20 protein-coding genes and 1 tRNA gene are annotated in these 20,860 nt (G+C 70.6%); 5 read left to right on the top strand and 16 right to left on the bottom strand.

What is annotated here, in order from left to right; all coding sequences use genetic code 11:
* Positions 1-32 precede the first annotated feature (32 nt).
* A tRNA-Gln gene (locus HCT63_RS05060) sits at positions 33-112 on the bottom strand.
* Positions 113-280: 168 nt separating this feature from the next.
* Between HCT63_RS05060 and HCT63_RS05055 the strand changes: the two genes are divergently transcribed.
* Positions 281-1,225, top strand: a complete 945-nt coding sequence (locus HCT63_RS05055) for an acyl-CoA desaturase (RefSeq protein WP_167001690.1) — start codon at positions 281-283, stop codon at positions 1,223-1,225.
* Between the two features lie 44 nt (positions 1,226-1,269).
* On the opposite strand, the gene HCT63_RS05050 is transcribed toward HCT63_RS05055, so the two are convergent.
* Together HCT63_RS05050 and HCT63_RS05045 are read right to left on the bottom strand one after the other, a co-directional pair.
* On the bottom strand, positions 1,270-1,503 hold the full coding sequence (locus tag HCT63_RS05050; protein ID WP_167001689.1) for a hypothetical protein: 234 nt from the start codon (positions 1,501-1,503) through the stop codon (positions 1,270-1,272).
* 160 nt (positions 1,504-1,663) lie between these two features.
* Positions 1,664-2,530 (bottom strand): alpha/beta hydrolase, encoded by an 867-nt coding sequence (locus HCT63_RS05045; RefSeq protein ID WP_167001688.1) that lies wholly within the window; start codon positions 2,528-2,530, stop codon positions 1,664-1,666.
* A gap of 277 nt (positions 2,531-2,807) precedes the next feature.
* Here HCT63_RS05045 and HCT63_RS05040 point away from each other — a divergent pair, with 277 nt between their 5' ends.
* Positions 2,808-3,458: a TetR/AcrR family transcriptional regulator gene (locus HCT63_RS05040; RefSeq protein ID WP_208322270.1), complete on the top strand. Its 651-nt coding sequence runs from the start codon at positions 2,808-2,810 to the stop codon at positions 3,456-3,458.
* Positions 3,459-3,586: 128 nt separating this feature from the next.
* On the opposite strand, the gene HCT63_RS05035 is transcribed toward HCT63_RS05040, so the two are convergent.
* Together HCT63_RS05035 and HCT63_RS05030 are read right to left on the bottom strand one after the other, a co-directional pair.
* Positions 3,587-4,114, bottom strand: coding sequence for a Clp protease N-terminal domain-containing protein (locus HCT63_RS05035; protein ID WP_167001686.1), 528 nt, complete (start codon positions 4,112-4,114; stop codon positions 3,587-3,589).
* Between the two features lies 1 nt (position 4,115).
* Positions 4,116-4,328, bottom strand: coding sequence for an RNA polymerase subunit sigma-70 (locus HCT63_RS05030; protein ID WP_167001684.1), 213 nt, complete (start codon positions 4,326-4,328; stop codon positions 4,116-4,118).
* Between the two features lie 114 nt (positions 4,329-4,442).
* Here HCT63_RS05030 and HCT63_RS05025 point away from each other — a divergent pair, with 114 nt between their 5' ends.
* Positions 4,443-4,937, top strand: a complete 495-nt coding sequence (locus tag HCT63_RS05025) for a MarR family transcriptional regulator (protein WP_167001682.1) — start codon at positions 4,443-4,445, stop codon at positions 4,935-4,937.
* A gap of 49 nt (positions 4,938-4,986) precedes the next feature.
* On the opposite strand, the gene HCT63_RS05020 is transcribed toward HCT63_RS05025, so the two are convergent.
* The 11 genes from HCT63_RS05020 to rsmI form a co-directional block, all read right to left on the bottom strand.
* Positions 4,987-7,080 (bottom strand): efflux RND transporter permease subunit, encoded by a 2,094-nt coding sequence (locus HCT63_RS05020; protein ID WP_167001680.1) that lies wholly within the window; start codon positions 7,078-7,080, stop codon positions 4,987-4,989.
* Between the two features lie 43 nt (positions 7,081-7,123).
* On the bottom strand, positions 7,124-8,881 hold the full coding sequence (locus HCT63_RS05015) for an ABC-F family ATP-binding cassette domain-containing protein (protein ID WP_167001678.1): 1,758 nt from the start codon (positions 8,879-8,881) through the stop codon (positions 7,124-7,126).
* Between the two features lie 63 nt (positions 8,882-8,944).
* The gene (locus HCT63_RS05010; RefSeq protein ID WP_167001676.1) at positions 8,945-9,862 is read right to left on the bottom strand and encodes a 4-(cytidine 5'-diphospho)-2-C-methyl-D-erythritol kinase; all 918 of its coding nucleotides are present in this window, start codon (positions 9,860-9,862) and stop codon (positions 8,945-8,947) included.
* Between the two features lie 9 nt (positions 9,863-9,871).
* Positions 9,872-10,729, bottom strand: a complete 858-nt coding sequence (gene rsmA / locus HCT63_RS05005) for a 16S rRNA (adenine(1518)-N(6)/adenine(1519)-N(6))-dimethyltransferase RsmA (protein ID WP_243842887.1) — start codon at positions 10,727-10,729, stop codon at positions 9,872-9,874.
* 8 nt (positions 10,730-10,737) lie between these two features.
* Positions 10,738-11,844, bottom strand: a complete 1,107-nt coding sequence (locus HCT63_RS20660; protein WP_167001672.1) for a resuscitation-promoting factor — start codon at positions 11,842-11,844, stop codon at positions 10,738-10,740.
* Positions 11,845-12,000: 156 nt separating this feature from the next.
* Positions 12,001-12,846, bottom strand: a complete 846-nt coding sequence (locus HCT63_RS04995; RefSeq protein WP_208322269.1) for a TatD family hydrolase — start codon at positions 12,844-12,846, stop codon at positions 12,001-12,003.
* On the bottom strand, positions 12,843-14,693 hold the full coding sequence (gene metG / locus HCT63_RS04990; RefSeq protein ID WP_167001669.1) for a methionine--tRNA ligase: 1,851 nt from the start codon (positions 14,691-14,693) through the stop codon (positions 12,843-12,845). The genes HCT63_RS04995 and metG overlap by 4 nt, the downstream gene beginning before the upstream one ends.
* Before the next feature lie 23 nt (positions 14,694-14,716).
* Entirely contained in the window at positions 14,717-15,895 is a 1,179-nt protein-coding gene (locus HCT63_RS04985) for a hypothetical protein (protein ID WP_167001667.1), read from the bottom strand.
* Positions 15,892-16,719, bottom strand: coding sequence for a hypothetical protein (locus HCT63_RS04980; RefSeq protein ID WP_167001665.1), 828 nt, complete (start codon positions 16,717-16,719; stop codon positions 15,892-15,894). The genes HCT63_RS04985 and HCT63_RS04980 overlap by 4 nt, the downstream gene beginning before the upstream one ends.
* Complete coding sequence (locus HCT63_RS04975; RefSeq protein WP_167001663.1) at positions 16,712-17,896, bottom strand: hypothetical protein; 1,185 nt, start codon at positions 17,894-17,896, stop codon at positions 16,712-16,714. The genes HCT63_RS04980 and HCT63_RS04975 overlap by 8 nt, the downstream gene beginning before the upstream one ends.
* A 112-nt stretch (positions 17,897-18,008) precedes the next feature.
* Positions 18,009-18,833 carry a 16S rRNA (cytidine(1402)-2'-O)-methyltransferase gene (gene rsmI, locus HCT63_RS04970; RefSeq protein WP_167001660.1) on the bottom strand — a complete coding sequence of 275 codons (825 nt, stop codon included), beginning with the start codon at positions 18,831-18,833 and terminating at the stop codon, positions 18,009-18,011.
* A gap of 76 nt (positions 18,834-18,909) precedes the next feature.
* On the opposite strand from rsmI, the gene HCT63_RS04965 reads away from it, so the two are divergent.
* Together HCT63_RS04965 and HCT63_RS04960 are read left to right on the top strand one after the other, a co-directional pair.
* On the top strand, positions 18,910-20,586 hold the full coding sequence (locus HCT63_RS04965; protein ID WP_167001658.1) for a phospholipid carrier-dependent glycosyltransferase: 1,677 nt from the start codon (positions 18,910-18,912) through the stop codon (positions 20,584-20,586).
* Positions 20,587-20,614: 28 nt separating this feature from the next.
* The gene (locus tag HCT63_RS04960; RefSeq protein ID WP_167001656.1) at positions 20,615-20,860 is read left to right on the top strand and encodes a ribbon-helix-helix domain-containing protein; all 246 of its coding nucleotides are present in this window, start codon (positions 20,615-20,617) and stop codon (positions 20,858-20,860) included.

Here is a 20,860-nt window from a genome sequence, read left to right as displayed (position 1 = left end):
TCCTCTCCACCGTTCGTCGCTGGGCGGATGAGCTCCCCGGGTAGGAGTCGAACCTACGTCGCTTGATCCGCATTCAAAGTGCGGCGGGCCCTGCCGACAGACCAACCGGGGATCATCCGCACCCAGCGTACGGAACACCGACGCCCGCGCACACATCGGCGGTCCTCTTGATCTGTCGCGCACCTCGGGCAACACTGAAACCTACGGACGCGTAAGTTACGCTTCCCGAAATCCTTCCCCGACCACGACCGAGGCCCGACCCCTACCACGAGGAGTCCGCATGTCGGCACGGCTCGAGACCCCACTGCGCAACGAGGCAGGCTTCGGCGCCGAAGGCACGCCGCCGGGCAAGGTAGAGCAGCTCACCCTCGGCGTCTTCGTCGCCGTCCCGTTCCTCGCACTGCTCGCTGCAGTGCCGGTGGCATGGGGCGGGTGGCTCGGGCCCGTCGACCTCGCCCTGCTCGCCGTCTTCTACCTGATCGGCTCGCTCGGCGTCACGGTCGGGCTCCACCGCCTCTTCACCCACAAGTCGTTCAAGCCGAACCGTGCGGTCAAGATCGCGCTGGGCATCGCCGGCAGCCTTGCGATCCAAGGCCCGATCACCCGTTGGGTCGCCGACCACCGCAAGCACCACAAGTTCTCCGACCGCGAGGGCGACCCGCACTCGCCGTGGCGCTACGGCGAGACCATCCCCGCGCTGACCAAGGGTTTCGCGTACGCGCACCTCGGCTGGATGTTCAACGCCGAGCAGACGCCGCAGCGCCAGTACGCGCCGGACCTCCTCAAGGACCGCGACATCGTACGGCTGTCCAAGCAGTTCCCGATGTGGGTGCTCGTGTCGCTGGCCGCCCCCGCCGTGATCGGTGGCCTTGTCACCTGGTCGTGGCAGGGCGCCGTGACCGCGTTCTTCTGGGGTTCGCTGGTCCGGGTCTTCCTCGTGCACCACGTGACCTGGTCGATCAACTCGATCTGCCACACGATGGGCGAGGCGCCCTTCAAGTCGCGCGACCGCTCCGGCAACGTCTGGTGGTTGGCGATCCCGTCGATGGGCGAGTCCTGGCACAACCTCCACCACGCCGACCCCACGTGCGCGCGCCACGGTGTGCTGCGCGGGCAGGTCGACATCTCGGCACGGTTGATCTGGCTCTTCGAGAAGGCCGGCTGGGTACGCGACGTCCGTTGGCCGGTGGCGTCGCGCATCGACGCCAAGCGCGTCAGCGCCTGACACCTGACGCCTGCGGTCAGACCAGGCCCCGGCGTGGCGTGGCGTCAGTGCGGCGAGGCGTCGCGCTTGGTCTTGTGGCTGCCGACGTCGGCCTCGGCGATCCCCGTCACGAGTGCGCAGATGGCGCCGAAGATCGCCAGCGCGGTGCCGACGGACTCCCACGGATAGCTGTTGAGGACGCCATTGCGGACCAGCAGGATCACCACGAGGCCGGAGATGACGAACCCGGCGACCACGGCGACGACCACACTCCACTTGACGACGTTGCTGACGTGCATGCGACCTCCTCGGGAGACGTGCTCTCCTTCCACAGTCCGCCTGATCGTGAGGGACCGCAAGCCGTCTTGGGTCCGTCGTTCATCATGAGAGGGCCGGGCGCGATGCTTCCACCATCGCGCCCGGCCCGTTCTCCGGAGGGACTTCTCTGTCCCCGCCCGCTCAGTCCGGGCAGGAGCTGCGGTAGTCCGACAACGAGGTCGAGCTCGGCGCCGGGCAGAGGAACGGCGAGTAGCGCAGGTCGGCGTCGACGTAGCGCTTGAGCCAGGTCACCATGAGGCGTCCCTGCCAGTCCGGGTTGGTGTTGGCCGCCAGGTGCCCCTCGCTGCGGAGCTCCCCGTACGCGCGCTCAGTTGCCCCGGTCAGGCTGTTGTAGAACGGGATCGAGTGCGAGGAGTTCGGCGCGATCGTGTCGGTCTGCGCGCCGATGATCATCGTCGGCACGCGGACGCCGGGCCAGCTCTTCGTGGTGTGCCACGGCTGGAGCGCGACCGCGGCCTTGAGGCTCGAGCGCGAGTTGGCGGCTGCAAGGGTGCCGCCGCCGCCCATCGAGTGCCCCGACACGGCGAGGCGTGAAGCGTCGACACGCGACCTCGCCGAGCTGCGCTGCGTCAGGTAGTCGAGCGCGGCGAGGATCTGCCGGCCCCGGCTGTCCGGCTGGTCGAGAGTCGTCGTCGTGTCGATCGCGAACACCACGAACCCGTGCGAGGCGACGCGGCGCGCGAGCCCCGCGTACGCGCTCGATGTCGCCGTGAAGCCCGGGGCGAGTACGACACCGCCGAAGGTTCCGTCCGAGGTCGTCGACGGGTAGTAGATCGTCCCGCCGCCGAATCCGGTGACGAGCAGGCTCGACACCGAGGTCGAGCCGACGCTGTACGAGCCGTTGCCGAGCACGCTCGACGTGGTCGGGGCGGGGCCGCGTTCGTACGGGTTTTCCGCACCGACCGCGGTCGGTGCCGCGACACCGACGAGAGGGAGGGTCACGGTCGCGACGAGGGCCGCGAGCCGGACCACAAGCTGTCTGTACATCTCGTTCTCCTGTTCGATCTGCGGCCCGAGAACACCCCCAGCCGATCCGGGAGCCCGCGAAGTGAACGGGACGTTAACGACTCGATGACAAAAGGGGCAATAGCACCACAGAACTTCCTTCTTCTGCTAAAGATCCATGAAAACTAAGCGCTTGCTTAGTTGCTGGGACGCGGGATCGCCCGCCGTCGAGACGCCCCGCCGGACGCTGGGATACCGGGAATCTGCGCGCGACGACGCGCCCGCCGCCCTCACGGCGCCGTGAGGAAGAATGCCGAGAATGGCCAAGAACACCGATCCGGAGCCCAAGCGCAGCAGCAAGCGGATGACCGCTGCCGAGCGTCGTGAGCAGCTCATCGAGATCGCCCGCACCCTCTTTGCCGAGAAGGGCGTCGACGGCACGACCGTCGAGGAGATCGCCTCGCGGGCATCGGTGTCGAAGCCGGTCGTCTACGAACACTTCGGCGGCAAGGAAGGCCTCTACGCTGTCGTCGTCGACCGCGAGGTGCAGACCCTCCTCGGCGGGATGCGCTCGGCGCTCACCGAGGGCGGCCCCCGCGAGCTCCTCGAACGGGCCGCGTATGCCCTGCTCACCTACATTGACACGAGCTCGGACGGGTTCCGGATCCTGGTCCGCGACGCGCCCGTCGGCACACCCACCGGCTCGTACGTGAGCATCATCAGCGACATCGCGAGCCGCGTGGAGGACATCCTCGTCGGCGAGTTCAAGGAGCGCGGGTACGAGGCGAAGCTCGCTCCCATGTATGCCCAGATGCTCGTCGGCATGGTCTCCACGACGGGCCAGTGGTGGCTCAACGCCCGCAAGCCGAGCAAGGACGTCGTCGCCGCGCATGTCGTCAACCTCGCCTGGAACGGGCTCTCCCACCTCGACGCCAAGCCCGAGCTGCTCTCCCGCGACGGCGAGGAGTAGGCGCCGCCGCGACGGCGACGCCCCATCGGTGGCTCAACGTCCACCGACACGCAGCGGATGTACGCCCACGCACCGCCGCACCGCGCCGGGTGGACGCCTAGACGCCGCCGTACGGAGGCGGTGGACGCTCAGGCGCCGCCGGACACGAGGCGTACGACATCGGCCCGCAGCGCGGCGGGATCGTCACAGACCGCGGCGATCACGGTGGCCGTTCGGACGTCGTCCACCGCGAGCACGCCCGCAAGCAGCTGCGAGGCACCGATCTCCCGCCCGGGACCCGCGGCGGTGACACGGAGTGCCTGCTCCAACACGGCCTTGCTCTGGCGCGTGAAACGCAGATGCCCATGACCGCGCCCCGCCCGCTCGAGGGCACCCGCTCCGAACGTCGTCTCTGCCCGCTCGCGGACCGCGTCGACGTCGACCCCCAGCGCCGCGAGGGCCTCGGCGTCCAGCGCACCGGCGCCGCTGCGCGCGATCTCCGCCCGCAGCGCCTCGTACGTGACGCCGTGCCGCGCCAGCGCGCCGTCAGCCGGCTCCTGCTTCGCGAGTGCGCCCAGCACGTGCACCGGCTCGATGCGCCTGTCCCCCACGTCGTGCGCCTCCACCTGGGCATCGACGACCGCGGAGCGCGCCGTCGATGTGAACTTCTCGAACATGTCAGTCCTTCCCGTGCCGCTCGTGGCCACCGTGCTTCTTGTGCGCCGCCTGCCGGCTGACCCCGAGAGCATCGGCGACCTGCTGCCACGACCAGCCGAGCGAGCGGGCCCGCTCGACCTGGAGGCGCTCGAGCCGCTCGGCGAGGTCGCGCAACGCCCGTACGGCTCGGAGGCCGACCGCCGGGTCGTCATCAGTGGCTTCCTTCAGATCCATGCGTCAACATTGGTTGACACCATCGCGCTCGTCAACCTTTATTGACATCGTGCAGCCTGTGACCCGCGCGACGAAACATCTCGATGTCGAGAATCTCGACGGTACGCTGGCGGCATGCGAGACGAGGTCGATCGACTGGTCGCTGCCTGGCGGCGCGAGCGCCCGGACCTCGACGTCGATCCGATGGAGGTGCTGAGCCGCGTCTCCCGTCTGTCGCGCCACCTCGACCTGGCGCGACGCGAGGCCTTCGCCGACCAGGACCTCGACGGATGGGAGTTCGACGTCCTGTCCGCCCTGCGCCGCGCCGGAGCCCCGTACCAGCTCTCGCCCGGTCAGCTGCTGCGCGAGACGCTCGTGACCAGCGGCACGATGACCAACCGCATCGACCGCCTGACCGCGCGCGGGTTCGTCGAACGGCTGCCGGACCCCGCCGACCGACGCGGCGTCCAGGTGCGCCTCACCGACGAGGGACGTTCGACCGTCGACGCCGCGCTCGAGGCACTGCTCGCACGTGAGCGCGAGCTGCTGGCCTCGCTTGGCGGTGGCGACGCCCAGCGACTCGCGTCGCTCCTCCGCGGCCTGCTGCTGCCGTTCGACGCCCCCAGCTGAGGGCGGCGCCCGGCGGCGCCCCTCACGGCGTACGTGCGCGGCAGCCGGGTCAGCGGCGCTGCTGCAGCCGGCTGGGCCACCAGATCCGTGCGCCGATGTCGTACGACAGCGCAGGGACGAGCAGCGAGCGGACGATGAGCGTGTCGAGCAGCACGCCGAACGCGACGAGGAACGCGATCTGCGCCAGGAACAAGATCGGCAGCACCGCCAGCGCGGAGAACGTCGCCGCGAGCACCACACCTGCGGACGTGATGACCCCGCCCGTGACGACCAGGCCGTGCAGGATGCCCTGACGCGTCCCGCGCTCCACGGACTCCTCGCGAACCCGGGTCATGAGGAAGATGTTGTAGTCGATGCCCAGCGCAACGAGGAACACGAACGCATACAAGGGCACCGAGGGGTCTGCCCCAGGCCACCCGAAGACGTGGTCGAAGACCAGCCCCGCGACACCCAGCGTGGCGAAGAAGCTGAGCACCGTGGTCGCCACCAGCAGCACCGGCGCCAGGATCGATCGCAGGAGCACGATCAGCACGAGCAAGATGACGATCAGCACGACCGGGATGATGATCGTACGGTCGCGCTCCGCGACGTCGTCGCCGTCGATCTGCTGCGCGGTCGCCCCACCGACGAGCACGTCGTCGCCAAGATCGTGCAGGGCTGTGCGCAGGTCGCGGACGGTGTCCTCCGCCGCCGCCGAGTCGGCAGCGTCGTCGAGGGTGACCTCGATCATCACCCGTCCGTCGACGACCTTGGGGGTCGCCGCAGCCGCGGGAGCAGCGGCGGCGTCGGCCATCGGCTCGGCCGACGCGACACCGTCGGTGCCCTCGACCGTACGGACGACCTCGTCGAGGTCGGACTCCGGGGCGACCACGACGGCCGGCGACCCCGAGCCGCCCGGGAAGTGACGCGACAGCGCCTCCTGCCCCGCGACCGCCTCGACCTCACCGAGGAAGAAGTCGCTCTGCGAGACGCCCGACGCCTTGAAGGTCGGCGCGAAGGCGGCACCCAGCGCGAGGATCAGCGTCACGACCACCCACACGCGTCGGGGACGGCGGCTCACGAGACGGGCGACCCGTCCCCAGAGCCCGGCCTCCTCGGGCTTGGCGGTGCCGACGTGCGGACGGAACGGCCAGAACGCCGTCCGGCCGAAGAGCAGCAGCACGGCCGGAAGGAAGGTCAGCGCGGAGAGCATCGCGGCGGCGATGCCGAGCGCGGCGACCGGCCCGAGGCTGCGGTTGGACGTGAGGTCGGACAGCAGGAGGCACAGCAGGCCGAGGATGACGGTGCCGCCCGAGGCGAGGATCGGCCGCAGCGCACGACGCCAGGCGATCCACATCGCCTGGACGCGGTCCTCGTGGGCACGCAGCTCCTCGCGATAGCGGGCGACGAGCAGGAGGGCATAGTCGGTGGCGGCACCGACGACGAGGATGAACATGATGCCCTGGCTCTGCCCGTTGAGGGCCAGGATGCCCGCGTCGGCCAGCTGGTACACGACGAAGGCCGCGACACCAAGGCCGAGGACGGACGTCAGCAGGACCGCGAACGGCAGCAGCGGACTTCGGTAGACGATGAGGAGGATCACCAGGACGACGGCGAGCGCGACCCCGAGGAGCAGACCGTCGATGCCGGCGAACGCGGAGCCGAGGTCGGCGGCGAAGCCACCGGCCCCCGTCACGTACGGGGTCATGCCGTCGACGGGCTCGACCGCGTCACGGATGTCCTCGACGACGGTCTCGACCTCACCCTCGTACGACGGCGAGATCTTCAGGTACCCCGCGAGCGCACGGCCGTCCTCCGAGGGAACCGGCGGACTGACGGGCTGCTCGATGCCCTCGACACGAGCGACGGCCTCGAGCTGCTCCGCGACCGCCGCCCGAGCCTCGGCAGTGGCCGGCGCGTCGGACTCCCAGATGATGACAACTGGGACCGTGTCCGGGGCGAAGCCCTCTTGGAGCTTGGCGACCTCCGTCGACTCCGCGCTCTCGGGCAGGAAGGCGGCGTTGTCGTTCTCCGAGACCTCCGCCAGCTTGCCGGCGAACGGGCCCGCAGCCCCGCCGACGACGAGCCAGACGAGCACCAGGACGATCGGGAGGACCCACCGGAGTCGACGGGTCGAACGGTCGTTGGGTCCCTGCTGAGGCACTCTCACTCCACTTAGGTAGAAAATCTATCTTTCTGGGTGATGATCAACCTAACACGTCCGCGATATCGAGCCATGACGCCTCCAGCTCGTCGCGCTCTTCCACTATCCGCGTCAGCCGCTCCTGCTGCTCGGACAGCTTGCCGACGTCTGTCGCGTTCGCCGCCATCTCGGCCTCGATGACCGCGCTCTGCTCGGACAGCCGCGCCAGCCGCCGGTCGATGCGCGCGAGCTCCTTCTGCGCGGCGCGCTCCTCGGCCCCCGAGAGAGTCGAGCCCTTGGTCGCGACGGGCGGCGGCGATGCCGCTGCGGCCGCAGTGCCTGCGCGGGTACGGGACGCGAGGTCCTGCGGCCGGTATGCGTCGATGCCGCCGACGAGCATCCGTACAGACCCGTCCCCGGGCAGCTCGTACACCGTGTCCGTGACCCGTTCGAGGAAGTAGCGGTCGTGCGAGACGACCACCAGTGTCCCCGGCCATCGGTCGAGATAGTCCTCGATCACCGTCAGTGTATCGATGTCGAGGTCGTTGGTCGGCTCGTCGAGGAGCAGCACGTTCGGCTCCGAGAGCAGCAGGCGCATCACCTGGAGGCGCCGCCGCTCACCGCCCGACAGGTCGCCGATCCGGGACGTGAGCAGGTCGCCGGTGAACCCGAAGCCCTCGAGCAGCGAGGTCGCCCGCAGCTCGGACCCGCTGACGGAGTCGAGCACCCGCACGGTCGGGTCGAGCTCGTCGAGCGCCTGCGAGAGGTAGGCGACCGAGATCGTCTTGCCCCGCTTGACCCGGCCCCGGTCGGGATCGAGCGTCCCGGTGAGGAGGCGCATGATCGACGTCTTGCCGGTGCCGTTCGGGCCGACGAGCCCAACCCGGTCGCCGGGACCGAGGCGCCAGGTCGTGTGGTCGAGGATCGTCGCGGTCCCCCGGGTCAGGCTCACATCCTCCAGGTCGAGCACGTCCTTGCCGAGCCGCTGCGTCGCGAAGCGCTCGAGCTCCATGCGATCACGCGGCGGCGGCTCGTCGGCGATGAGCGCGTTGGCGGCGTCGATGCGGAACTTCGGCTTCGACGTGCGCGCCGGAGGACCGCGGCGCAGCCAGGCGAGCTCCTTGCGGACGAGGTTGAGGCGCCTGCTCTCGGTCGCCGCGGCCTGACGGTCACGCTCCGCACGCGCGAGCACGTACGCCGCGTAACCGCCGTCGTACTGGTCGACGACACCGTCGTGCACCTCCCACGTCCGGGTCGCAACCTCGTCGAGGAACCAGCGGTCGTGGGTGACGACGACGATCGCGCACTCGCGGTTGCGCAGGTGGCGCGCGAGCCACGCGATGGCGTCGATGTCGAGGTGGTTGGTGGGCTCGTCGAGGACGAGCAGGTCGTGCTGGCCGAGGAGCAGGCGCGCGAGCGAGGCGCGGCGACGCTCTCCACCCGACATCCCCTCGATGAGCCGGTCGAGCGGCACGCCGGCGAGCAGGACCGTGACGACCTCACGCGTGTCGGGGTCCGACGCCCACTCGTGGTCGGCCTTGCCACCGAGGACGGCCTCGCGGAGCGTGTGTGCCTCGTGGAGCTCGTCGGTCTGGTTGAGGAAGCCGACCTCGAGGCCCCGTACGTGGGTGACGCGTCCGGCGTCGACGGGCTCGATGCGCGAGAGCACCCGCAGGAGGGTGGTCTTGCCGCCACCGTTGCGGCCGACGACGCCGATGCGGTCCGAGGCGCCGACCCCGAGGCTCACGCCGTCGAGGAGCGTACGGGTCCCGTGGGTCTTGTCCACCCCGTCGAGATTCACGAGGTTCTGGGGCGGGGTCACCCTGCAAGCCTACGAGGCGGCCGTACGCGCTCTCGCGGCGCGCCGGTCCGGGCGGTGAACCGCTCAGATCAGATGTGCGCCGGGCTCGGGTCCTGTGGCCTGGACGGCGTCGACACACACGCCCTCGGCCAGCAGCATCCGCGCGAGCTGGGCGGAGTGGTCGGCGTCCTCCGCGAGGAGCATCACCGTCGGGCCTGAGCCGGACACCAGCGTCCCGAGGGCGCCGCCCTGCTCGCCGACCGCCAAGACGTCGCGCAGCTCCGGCCGGAGCGCGAGGGCGACCGGTTGCAGATCGTTGGACAAGGACGCACCGACCCCGGCGGCGTCGCCCGCCGCGAGCGCCGTCAGGAGCGTCGGGGGGACCTCGGGCATCGGCGGCGGAGCGTCCGCGTGCCGCGCGTCGTAGCCCGCATACACCTCGGCCGTCGACAGACCATGGTCGGCGATCGCGAAGACCCAGTGGAACCGGCCGCGCGCGAGGACGGGGCTGACCTCCTCGCCGCGCCCGCCGCCGAGCGCGGTGCCGCCGTGGAGGAGGAACGGCACGTCCGAGCCGAGGCCCGCCGCGATCTCCTCCAGCTCCGCCCGCGACGCACCCGTTCCCCACAGCGCGTCGCAGGCCACCAGCGCCGCGGCGCCGTCGGCCGACCCTCCGGCCATCCCGCCCATCACCGGGATCACCTTGCGGATCGACAGCGCGGCGCCCGACTTCACGCCGAAGGCGTCCCGGAGCGCGAGCGCCGCCTTGACGGCGAGGTTGTTCTCGTCGGTCGGCACGGGCGCCTGCTCGCGCCACCCGTCGCCGTCGAAGTGGACCTCGACGCTCACGGAGTCGCCGTCGACCTCGGTCGCCCGGACCTCGTCGCACAGGTCGACCGCCTGGTAGACGGTCGCGAGCGGGTGGTAGCCGTCCTCCCTGCGGGGTCCTACCCCGAGCGAGAGATTGATCTTGGCCGGCACCCGGACGGTCGTCGTACGCACCGCAACAAACTACCGGGAGGGCGTCACGTCGTCGCCGAGCGCACCGGCGATCGCGACGAACGCATCAAGATCGAGCGTCTCGCCGCGTGCCTGCGGCGAGACGCCGGCCGCGACCAGCGCCGCCTCCGCCTGCTCGGCGCCTCCCGCCACGCCCGACAGGGCGGCCCGCAGGGTCTTGCGGCGCTGCGCGAACGCGGCGTCGATGACCGCGAACGTCCGCGCGCGGTCGGCACCGGTCGGCGGCTCGCGCCGCGTCCATGCGACGAGGCCGGAGTCGACGTTGGGCGCGGGCCAGAAGACCGTACGGCCGACGCGTCCCGCGGGGCGCACGTCGGCGTACCAGCCGGCCTTGAGGCTCGGCACCCCGTACGTCTTCGACCCCGGGCCTGCGGTCAGCCGGTCGGCGACCTCGGCCTGGACCATGACGAGGCCGCGCTCGATCGTCGGGACGTGCTCGAAGAGGTGCAGCAGCACCGGCACCGAGACGTTGTAAGGCAGGTTGGCGACGACGGCTGTCGGTGCGGGACCGGGAAGCTCCCGCACCTGCATCGCGTCCGCGTGCACGACGTCGATGTCGCCGGTGCGCTCAGGCGCGTACGAGGCGATCGTCGCCGGGAGCGCCGCGGCGAGCCGGCCGTCGACCTCGACGGCCACCACGTGGCGTACCTGCTCCAGCAGCGCCAGCGTCAGCGACCCCAGGCCTGGCCCGACCTCGAGCACGACGTCGTCGGCGTCGACCCCGGCCGCGCGGACGATGCGCCGCACGGTGTTGGCGTCGATGACGAAGTTCTGGCCACGCTTCTTGGTCGGGACCACATCGAGCTCCTCGGCCAGCGCACGGACGTCACCGGCTCCGAGGAGCCTCACTGAGCCGCTCAGCGTGGGAGGCCCAGCTGCGAAGCGCAGTGCGGCCACGAGCCGTAGCCGCCACCGTTGGCGTCACGCAGCTTGGTGGCGACGGCGATCTGCTGCTCGCGGGTGTTCTCGTGTGGGTAGCCCTGGCCCCCGTACGCACGCCACGTCCCGAGGTTGAACTGCAGGCCGCCGTAGTAGCCGTTGCCGGTGTTGATGCTCCAGTTGCCGCCCGACTCGCACTTCGCGAGGCGGTCCCAGACCGAGCCGTCGCCGGTGTCGAGCGACGGGGTGTCGGGCTTGGTGCCGTGGCGCTCGACCTGCGCGCGCGCCGGGACGAGGACCACGGTCTTGATCGCCTTGCGGGAACGGATCTTGCCGTCGGCGCGGACGATCTCGTACGTGATGCGGGCCGAGCCCTTCTTGCCCTTGCGGACCACCTTGGTCTCGCCGGCCGCCATGTCGTCGTCCTCGCGGACCTTGGTCTTGAAGGCGACGTCCTCGGTCTTGGTGCGGACGACCTTGGCGATGCGCACGACCCGGACGCGCATGCCGGCGGTGAGCGTCGCGGACGGCTTGGGGGTGACCTCGTCGTGCTCGCCGAGGGTGATGCCGAGCCCGTCAAGCGCCTCGCGGACGGTGTCGCCCGCGGCGAAAACCGTACGACGGGTGCCGTCGGCGACGAGGCGGATCTTGTGCGGGCTGGTGATCGACATCGTCAGGCCGTCGCGGGGCACGCTCGCACTGCGGCTCGTCGAGAGCTCGGCGGCGGCGTGCGGACGGATCCCCAGCTGCTCAAGCGCCTCGTCGACGCGCAGGGCGGTCGTCCAGTAGGTCTTGGCCTCACCGTCGACGGTGAGGAGGAGCTGACGGGCATAGCGGACAGCGACCTTCGTGCCGTCCTTGATGCCGGATCCGACCGACGGCGCGACCACGTCACGCTCCCCGAGGTCGATGCCCTCGGCGTCGAGGACGTCGCCGACGGTGCCGCCGAACGTCCGGACCTGGGTCTCCTTGCCGTCGACGCTCAAGGTGACGGTCTTGTTGAACACGGTGAACGCCAGGACGCCGGCGACGATCGCGGCGACGATGACAGCGCTCACGGTGGTGACTGCGAGACGGGTACGCACGAGGCTCCCTCGGGGGTCGGGACACAAACTCTCGGCAGAGTAACCAGATCGTGACCTGAAACCCAACCCCCGTGATCTCGCTCACGCTCCACCGGGAAACTTACCGCGTTGTGGTTCACCGGTCACGCGTGGGCCCTTCAGGCCCCGCCGCGAGGGTCAGCCCCAGGTGCCCCCGAAGGCCGCGTCGGTGTTGGCGTCGATCGCGTCGCAGAGCTCGGCCAGATCGACCTCGAGGACCTGCGCCATCGCCCGTACGGTCGTCGGCACGAGGTAGGAGGCGTTCGGACGGCCGCGGTACGGCGTCGGCGTGAGGAACGGCGCGTCGGTCTCGACGAGCACCTGGTCCAGCGGGGTAACGGCGAGCGCGTCGCGTACGGGCTGGGCGTTCTTGAACGTCAGCGTGCCCGAGTACGACAGCCAGAAGCCGCGCTCGACGCAGGCCTTTGCGAAGTCGGCGTGCCCCGAGAAGCAGTGCATGACCGTACGCTCGGGCGCGCCGACCTCGTCGAGCACGGCCAGGACGTCCGCGTGGGAGTCGCGGTCGTGGATCACGAGCGTCTTGTCGTGCTTCTTGGCCATCGCGATGTGGGCACGGAACGACTCGTGCTGTGCGGCACGCCCCTCCTCGCCCGTACGGAAATAGTCGAGGCCGGTCTCGCCGACCGCCCTCACCCGCGGGCTGGACACGACGAGCGACTCGATCTCGGCGAGGGCGTCGTCGAGCTGCCCGTCGGCGGCCAGGCGCGGAGCCTCGTTGGGGTGCAGCGCGACACCGGCGATGATCGCGTCGTGGGCCTCGGCGACCTGAACCGCCCACTTCGCGCCGGGCAGGTCGCAGCCGATCTGGACGATCCGTGGGACGTTGACCGCGCGGGCGCGGTCGAGGGCGTCGAGCACCGACAGCTGCTCGGCCGAGTCGTCCATGTCGAGGTGGCAGTGGTTGTCCACCACCGGACGCGGCAACGGCTCCGGAAGCGGTGGCCGGTCTCCGGTCGCACTCACGCGGCGCCCTCGGGCTCGGCCGGGGCGGTGACGATCGGTGCCCACTCCGGGCCGGTCTCGCCGAGGGACGGGTCGAGCTTGGTGAACAACGGCGACGGCTTCACGAGAGGCGTGCCGGCGACGATCTCCGTACGACGCCACACGGCCTGCTCGACGGTGTAGTCACCGGTGATCACCGGGTAAGGATGGCCGAGCTCGGGGATGCCGACGCCGATCGGGTCGGCGGGGAGGTCGTCGATCACCTCGTGCACCTCCGGCTGCGCCGCCCACACGCCGGCACCGCCGAGCGTCTCGAAGACGCGCTGCGCGGCGTGCGGCAGGAAGGGCGTGAGCATCGTGTTGGCGTCGGCGACGACCTGGAGCACCGTGTGGAGGACAGTGGCCTGACGCTCCCGGTCGTCCTTGAGCTTCCACGGCTCCATGTCGGAGATATAGCGGTTGGCGGCCGTGACGACGCGCATCGCCTCGCTGATCGCCTGCTTGAAGCGGCTGCGCGCGAGGTGGGCGCCGACCGTGTCGAACCCGGCGGCCGCGACGTCGAGCAGCGCCCGGTCGGCCTCGGTCAGCGGACCCGGCGTCGGGATCTCGCCGAAGTTCTTGTGGGCCATCGACACCGAGCGGTTGACGAGGTTGCCCCACTCGTTCGCGAGCTCGAAGTTGGTGCGCCGCACGAACTCCTCCCACGTGAAGTCGGAGTCCTGGTTCTCAGGGCCGGCGACCGCGATGAAGTAGCGCAGCGCGTCTGGGCCGTACTCGCGCAGGAAGTCACGCACGTAGATGACGGTGCCGCGGCTCGTCGAGAACTTCGACCCGCTCATCGTGAGGTACTCCGAGGAGACGACCTCGGTCGGCAGCTCGAGCTCGCCGAGCGGGCCCGGCTCACCACCCTTGTCGCCCAGACCGCGGTAGCCGAGCAGGAGCGCCGGCCAGATCTGGGAGTGGAAGGTGATGTTGTCCTTGCCCATGAAGTAGGCCGACTCGGTCTCGGGGTCGAGCCACCACTCGCGCCACGCGCCGGGATCACCGGAACGCACCGCCCACTCGACCGAGGCCGACAGGTAGCCGATCACGGCGTCGAACCACACGTACAGCTTCTTGTCGGCGCGGTCGGCCCAGCCCTCGAGGGGAACCGGGACGCCCCAGTCGATGTCACGAGTGACCGCACGGGGACGCAGGTCGTCGATGAGGTTGAGGCTGAATCGCAGGACGTTGGGGCGCCAGTCCTCACGCGACTTGAGCCACTCGGCCAGCGCCGACGCGAGCGCGGGGAGGTCGAGGAAGAAGTGCTCGGTCTCGACGAACTCGGGAGTCTCGCCGTTGACCTTGCTGCGTGGGTTGATCAGGTCGGCCGGATCGAGCTGGTTGCCGCAGTTGTCGCACTGGTCGCCGCGCGCGCCGTCGTACCCGCAGATCGGGCAGGTGCCCTCGATGTAGCGGTCGGGCAGCGTGCGTCCGGTCGACGGCGAGATCGCCCCGGTGGTGACCCGCGGGACGACATAGCCGTTGCGGTGCAGACCGGCGAAGACCTCCTGCGCGATCGCGTAGTGGTTGCGCGTCGTCGTGCGGGTGAAGAGGTCGTACGAGACGCCGAGGCCGGCCAGGTCCTCGACGATGACCCGGTTGTAGCGGTCGGCGAGCTCGCGCGCGGTCGACCCCTCGGCGTCGGCCTGCACGAGGATCGGTGTGCCGTGCTCGTCGGTGCCCGAGACCATCAGCACGCGATCGCCCATCATGCGGTGGTACCGGGAGAAGATGTCAGAGGGAACTCCGAACCCGGACACGTGACCGATGTGGCGCGGGCCGTTGGCGTAGGGCCAGGCGACCGCGGTGAGGACCGTTTTGGACATGGACCCCATCCTACGGAGCGCGCTCAGCGCGCGGCGCCGCGCCCGCGTGGGCGGACGAGCCGCGTGACGATCATGCCGGGCGTCGTCCGCGCAAAGCTGCGCGCAGCGCGCTCGAGGCCAAGGCTGTCCCCCTGCTGCGCGGCGTCGATCGCACCGGCGAGGGCACGCGCCGCGAGGTCCGCCGGGACGTCGACGGTCTTGCGGATCTTCTCCGGCGTGTCCGCGGTGGGCGGCGGGACGATCAGCGTGTCCAGGTCACCAACGACACCGACACCGCTCGCCCGCAGCGCCGCGACCATCTCCGTGCTCGTCTCGTGGAGCTTCTCCACCGCCCACCGAGGCAGGACGACGCGAGGGGCCGCAGGGTCGGGCGCCACTCCCTTGAGCGCACGGGTGACCCCCATCCGTACGAAGCGGCGGTAGTCGGCCGGCTCCCATCCGCGCCCGCGGAACTCGGCGTTCAGCGCCCGTACGATCTCGACCTCGGGCAGCGTGAGGGAGCGGTTCTCGCGATCAGACTCCGGCTCGAGGATGCCGTCAGGAGCGCCGACCATCGCCTCGAAGGTCCGCAGCAGCGCCGTACGGTCGGAGTCGTCCACCACGACGACGCGAACGCGATCCGGCCCCAGCGCGTCGCTCCAGCGCTGGACGAGGAGATCGTGGCGATGGCGCAGCCAGAAACCTGAAGCGTCCGGGTCGGGGGTGGCGAGAGTCCTGCGCAACCACCGTCGGAACGGTGCAACCGCGCCGTTCTGGACGTACTGCTGCCACTGCGACGGCACGATCCGGTCCAGCCTGCGGAGGGTCACGACGACGTGCAGGCGCTCGGCGTCGAGGTCGCTCAGCGTGCGCGCGACGGCTTCGCCCCTGGCGTCGGCGAAGAACTCGCTGGAGACGACGACGCGTCCGTGCGCTGGCACCGAGGCGACGAACCGCGTCCAGTCCCGGAAGTCGAGCGGCGGCTCGCCGGTCATCGGTCCGTGACCGGTGAGCGCGGTGACTGCCTGGATCGGCGTGCGGGAGCGTCCGGGATAGCTCACGGCGTACGGGGCCAGCGCGTCGCGCGCGACGAAGAACGCGCTTTGCACGGCTGTGGTGCCGGTCTTGTGCGGGCCCACGTGAAGGAGGAGGGCGTCGTCGGGCAGGAGGATCTCGGATCGGTCAGATCCTGCCGCGCCCACCTCGGTTCCTCCCTCGCTCACGCCGGTCGCTCACCTGCCACACTGCCCGTGCGCGACTTGCGCAGGAGAGCGACGAGCTCACGCCAGCTCAGCTCCTCGGCTCGACGCCAGACTGCATGGCCCGCAGCGACCTCAGCCGGGTCGACCGTCGCCTCGATCGTCGCGACGAGGACGTCGGCGCCGGCGGCCGCGGATACCGCCCGCGGAACCACGCCGTCCCCTGAAGGACCGCGCTTGTCGACGTCCGCGAGATTGCCGGTGACGCTCGCGTCCGCTCCTCCGAGCGCGTCGACGAGGCGATGCGCGGCGACGACCACGTGCTCGGGGACACCGAGCGCAGCGCCCTTGGCCTGGCGTCGGGGCCACACGGTCGCGGCGAAGTACTGGTCGAACACGTCCTGCCCCCAGCCCCGCTTCGCGTACTCGCTCCGAGTGGCCTGCAGGAGCGCGGCGGCGTCCGCGGACGGCGGACGCCCCGCCTCGACGACCACGACGTGCACCTTCTCGGCAGACCCGACGGCGCCGACGAGACGCTCGAGGAGGAGGTCCGGCCGGTTCCAGACGGTTTGTGCGTCGTCGGCGAACATCTGATCCAGCCACGCCGTGTACGGGGTCTCGTCACCCGCCAGCGCGTGCGAGGCCCAGCGATGAGGCACGAGGTCTGCCCAGCTGCCGACGACGAGGGTCACGGCCTGTGGGCGTCGCTCCCCCGCCGCGCTCTCGATCAGCGTGTCGAGGCTCGCCAGCTCGTCGCCGAGCGTCACGTCGGTGCTGGCGGCACCGACCGCTGCGGGGAGCGTGGCGTCCTCGGTGCCAGCAAGGCGGACGATCCACGACTCAGCCACGTCGCACCGCCTTCAGCTTGCGTGCCGCGCGCCGTCCGAGCGTGTGCACGATGTCGCGGCGGGTGAGCGCCGCACCGTGACGGACGTTCTCCGGGAGCGCGCCGACGTGGTCCTCAGGATCGCTGAACAGAGGGATCGGCGGTTTCGCCAGGCCGGCCTTGACCACTCCGCTCGCGGCGAGCGCGACCACCTCGGCGAGCACCGTCCCCGGCTCGAGCTCCGTCGGGTTGGCGGCCTGGTCGGGACGTCTGGGCACATGCAGCACGTCGAGGTCGCCGATGACCCTGAAGCCGGCCTCGCGGATGGCGGCGATCTCACGCTCCGCGCGCTCGGCCAGCGGGGCGAACGCCCACTCCGGAGTGGCGACGTTCGGATCGTCGGGGTTGCGCGGAAGCGTCTTCATCGAACGCGAGGCACCGAACCGGATGTAGCGCTCGTGCACCTCACCGCGCCACTTCGGCGGCGTCACGATCTGGTTGAACCGGCGCAGCATCTCGACCTCGCCACGTGAGAGCGAGCGGTTCTCGCCGCCGGCAGCAGGCTTGAGCAGCCCAGGGGTCAGGTCGAGGAGCTGCTCGAAGGTCCGGGACAGGAAGTCGCGGTCGGTCTCGTCCACCACGACCAGCGTCATGTTCTCGGGCCCGACCACGTCCGCCCAACGGTCGGTCAGGTCGGCGTTGCCGTGCTGGAACCAGAAGTCGTGCTCGGGGTCGTCGATCACGTTCTTCAGCCAGGGGTCGAAGCCGCTCTTGAGCCCGCCCATCACCGACTGCTGCCACTTCGACGGCAGCATCTTGTCGTAGCGACGGAGCATCCGGACGACGTGCACCCGCTCGGGCCCGAGGTCGGCGTAGAGGCGCTCGATCGCCGGTGCGTGCGCGTTAGCGAGCGACTCGCAGCTCAGCACCACACGCTGGTCTCCGGCGCGGTGGATCTCGGCGACGAGCTCCTCCCACACGCTGATGTCGGCCGGGGTGTGGCCACGACGGCCCTTGGCCCCCGTGAGGGCAATGACCTCGCGGTACGGCTGGATCCCTCGCCCTGCGTAGTGGACTCCCTCGTCGGCGACCTGATCGCGCCGCGTGTGGAAGGCGTGCTGAACGGCTGTGGTCCCCGTCTTGTAGGGGCCGATGTGGACGAGTCGCGTCCCGGGGGCAAGGGGCTGAATATCCTGCATGGCTGCTTTCGTTGGGATACCTTCGCACCTCGGCGGCGAGGGCTTCGCACGTGAAGTCGATTTTGTTCGCGGTGGGCGAAACACGATACTACCGGCCCACGGAGCACCGCCCTCAGTGGTGGACGAGCTCGAAGACCGCGCGCCGCCTGACCCCCGTCTCGCGGGCGACCTCCGCGATCGCGTCCTTGCGCGACAGCCCTGACCGCTCGCGGTCGGCCACCATCGCGCGCAGGGTCTCCTCGTCGTAGGAGCGGGGTGAGGCCCCCTCGACGACGATCGTGATCTCACCCCGGACGCGCTCCTCCTCGCCGGGGCGAGCCCACACGAGGAGCTCCTCGAGGGTGCCGCGCCGCACCTCTTCGTACGTCTTGGTCAGCTCGCGGCAGACCGCACCACGTCTGTCCCGGCCGAGCGCAGCCGCCATCGCCTCGAGCGTCTCGTGGGTGCGGTGCGGCGACTCGAAGAAGACCATGGTGCGCGGCTCGTCGGCCAGCGCGGCGAGCGCGCGGTCGCGTTCGCCCGTCTTGCGCGGGAGGAAGCCTTCGAAGGTGAACCGGTCCACCGGCAACCCCGAGACGGCGAGCGCGGCCAGGGCGGCCGACGGGCCCGGAGCCGTCGTGACGTCCAGCCCGGCCTCGACCGCCGCGGCCACGAGGCGGTAGCCGGGGTCGGAGACGCTCGGCATGCCCGCGTCAGTGACCAGCAGCACCGTACGGCCGGCCTCGAGGTCGGCGACCAGCTCCGGCGTACGGCGAGCCTCGTTGCCCTCGAAGTACGAGACGACGCGTCCGCTGATCCGTACGTCGAGGTCGGTCGCGAGCCGCCGGAGGCGCCGGGTGTCCTCCGCCGCGACGACGTCGGCGGTCGCGAGGAGGTCGCGGAGCCGGGACGAGGCGTCCGCGGGGTTCCCGATGGGCGTGGCGGCGAGGATCAGCACCGGCCCAGCGTACGGGCCCGCAACACGGCTCCCCGATGACGCACGACGGCTCGATCCCGCTCGCTAGGGTTACGGCGTGTCCGTGTCCGTCGACCACCCGCCGGCCGTCGAGCCGTTGGGCCGTACGCGCGAGGGTGCCCGTCTGCCGCTGCTGGCCGAGCGCTTCCGCCCCCGCATCGCGGGCGCGCCGCGACTGGTCGGATGGCTCGCGCCCCTCGCGATCGCCCTGCTCGCCTTCGCCGCCCGCGTGTGGCGCCTGGAGTACCCGTCGCGTCTGCTGTTCGACGAGACCTACTACGCCAAGGACGCGTGGTCGCTGCTCAACTTCGGCTACGCCCAGGACTGGCTCGAGGACGCGAACGCCCAAGTCGAGGCCGGCCAGACGACCGGGCTGTGGACCGGGGAGCCGACACAGGTCGTCCACCCCGAGGTGGGCAAGTGGATGATCGCGATCGGCGAGCACCTCTTCGGGATGACCTCGTTCGGCTGGCGCATCTCCGCCGCGGTGGTCGGCGCGCTGACGGTTCTCGTGCTCGCCCGCATGGTGCGCCGCATGACGGGCTCGACCACGCTGGGCTGCCTGGCCGGGCTTCTGCTGGCCGTCGACGGAGTCCACTTCGTGATGTCGCGGCTCGCCCTGCTCGACGTCTTCCTCGCGTTCTGGCTGGTGTGCGCGCTCGCGTGCGTAGTGGCCGACCGCGACTGGGGCCGCGCACGCCTCGCCCGACGCGTCTCTCATTCGGCCAGCGCACACACCGAGGACATCGCCGGGTTCGGCCCCGTACGCATGCTCCTCCTGCGGCCGTGGCGCCTCGCGGCCGGCGTGTGCTTCGGGCTGGCGATCGGCACGAAGTGGAGCGCGCTGTACGTCCTCGCCGTCGTGGGCGTCGCGGTCTGGGTGCTCGACGCGCTCGACCGCAACGCCCTCGGCGTGCGAGGGGCGTGGTGGCGCTCGATGATCGTCGACGGGCTGCCGGCGTTCGTGTCGCTGGTCCTGGTCGCGCTCGTCGTCTACGTGCTGACGTGGATGGGCTTCCTCATCAACCACGAGGTCTTCGAGGCGCGGTTCGGCCACGGGTACGGGGACGCGCCACCATGGGGCAGCTATCTCGACGGCGGCGACAAGGGCCCTCTCGGTGAGGCGTGGCAGGCGCTGCGGTCCCTGTGGCACTACCACCAGATGGTCTACTCGTTCCACACCGGCGACTACCTCGCCGGCAAGTCGCACCCCTACCAGTCCGACCCGTGGGGATGGCTCGTCCTCAACCGGCCGGTCGGGGTCGACGCCCAGACCGACCTGCCCGCCTCGACCGCGGGGTGCGACGCGACCGGCGGCTCCACATGTCTGCGGCAGATCCTCATCCTCGGCAACCCCGTGATCTGGTGGGGCGGGCTGCTCGCGCTCGGAGCGTCGCTCTGGCTGTGGATCCGTGAGCGTGACTGGCGCTTCGGGCTTCTCGTGCTCGTGGTCGCTTCCGCCTGGCTGCCGTGGTTCGCCTACGACGACCGTCCGATCTTCCTGTTCTACGCGACGGCGTTCATCCCGTTCACCTGCGCGGCGATCGCCCTCGTGGCCGGACGCCTCCTGCGGGCGTCGCGGCGCAGCCGGCGGAGCTGGTGGGGTCCGGTGGCGCTCGGCGCGTACGTCGCGGTCGCCCTGGTGTGCTTCGCGTTCTTCTTCCCGATCTGGACCGACATGCTCGTCACGCACGAGGAGTGGCTGCACCGCATGTGGTTCGCACGCTGGATCTGAGCAGTATTACCTAGTTATACTCGACCTCGTGAAGACCGCCATCTCTATTCCTGACCCGCTCTTCGCGCGCATCGACGCCAAGGCCGCCGAGCAGGGTCTCTCGCGCTCGGCGTTCTTCGCCACAGCGGCCGAGCGCTACCTGGACGAGCTCAGCCATGACGACCTGACCCGCAGGATCGACGTGTTCTTCGCGACCGAAGGCACCGACCCGCGCGATGCGGTCGTGGTCGAGTACGGCAGGGCACGTCTCGCCGCCGACGCCGAAGGCTGGTGA

Source organism: Mumia sp. ZJ430 (assembly GCF_011751845.1).
Classification (GTDB): Bacteria; Actinomycetota; Actinomycetes; order Propionibacteriales; family Nocardioidaceae; genus Mumia.
This window is presented reverse-complemented; position numbering and strand designations above follow the sequence as displayed.

Excerpts from the sequence above, each read along its gene's own strand:
- HCT63_RS05045 (WP_167001688.1), bottom strand. The coding sequence starts at position 2,530 with ATGTACAGACAGCTTGTGGTCCGGCTCGCGGCCCTCGTCGCGACCGTG.
- HCT63_RS05050 (WP_167001689.1), bottom strand. The coding sequence starts at position 1,503 with ATGCACGTCAGCAACGTCGTCAAGTGGAGTGTGGTCGTCGCCGTGGTC.
- HCT63_RS05055 (WP_167001690.1), top strand. The coding sequence starts at position 281 with ATGTCGGCACGGCTCGAGACCCCACTGCGCAACGAGGCAGGCTTCGGC.
- HCT63_RS04975 (WP_167001663.1), bottom strand. The coding sequence starts at position 17,896 with ATGCAGGATATTCAGCCCCTTGCCCCCGGGACGCGACTCGTCCACATC.
- HCT63_RS05030 (WP_167001684.1), bottom strand. The coding sequence starts at position 4,328 with ATGGATCTGAAGGAAGCCACTGATGACGACCCGGCGGTCGGCCTCCGA.
- metG (WP_167001669.1), bottom strand. The coding sequence starts at position 14,693 with ATGTCCAAAACGGTCCTCACCGCGGTCGCCTGGCCCTACGCCAACGGC.
- HCT63_RS05035 (WP_167001686.1), bottom strand. The coding sequence starts at position 4,114 with ATGTTCGAGAAGTTCACATCGACGGCGCGCTCCGCGGTCGTCGATGCC.
- HCT63_RS05040 (WP_208322270.1), top strand. The coding sequence starts at position 2,808 with ATGGCCAAGAACACCGATCCGGAGCCCAAGCGCAGCAGCAAGCGGATG.
- HCT63_RS05025 (WP_167001682.1), top strand. The coding sequence starts at position 4,443 with ATGCGAGACGAGGTCGATCGACTGGTCGCTGCCTGGCGGCGCGAGCGC.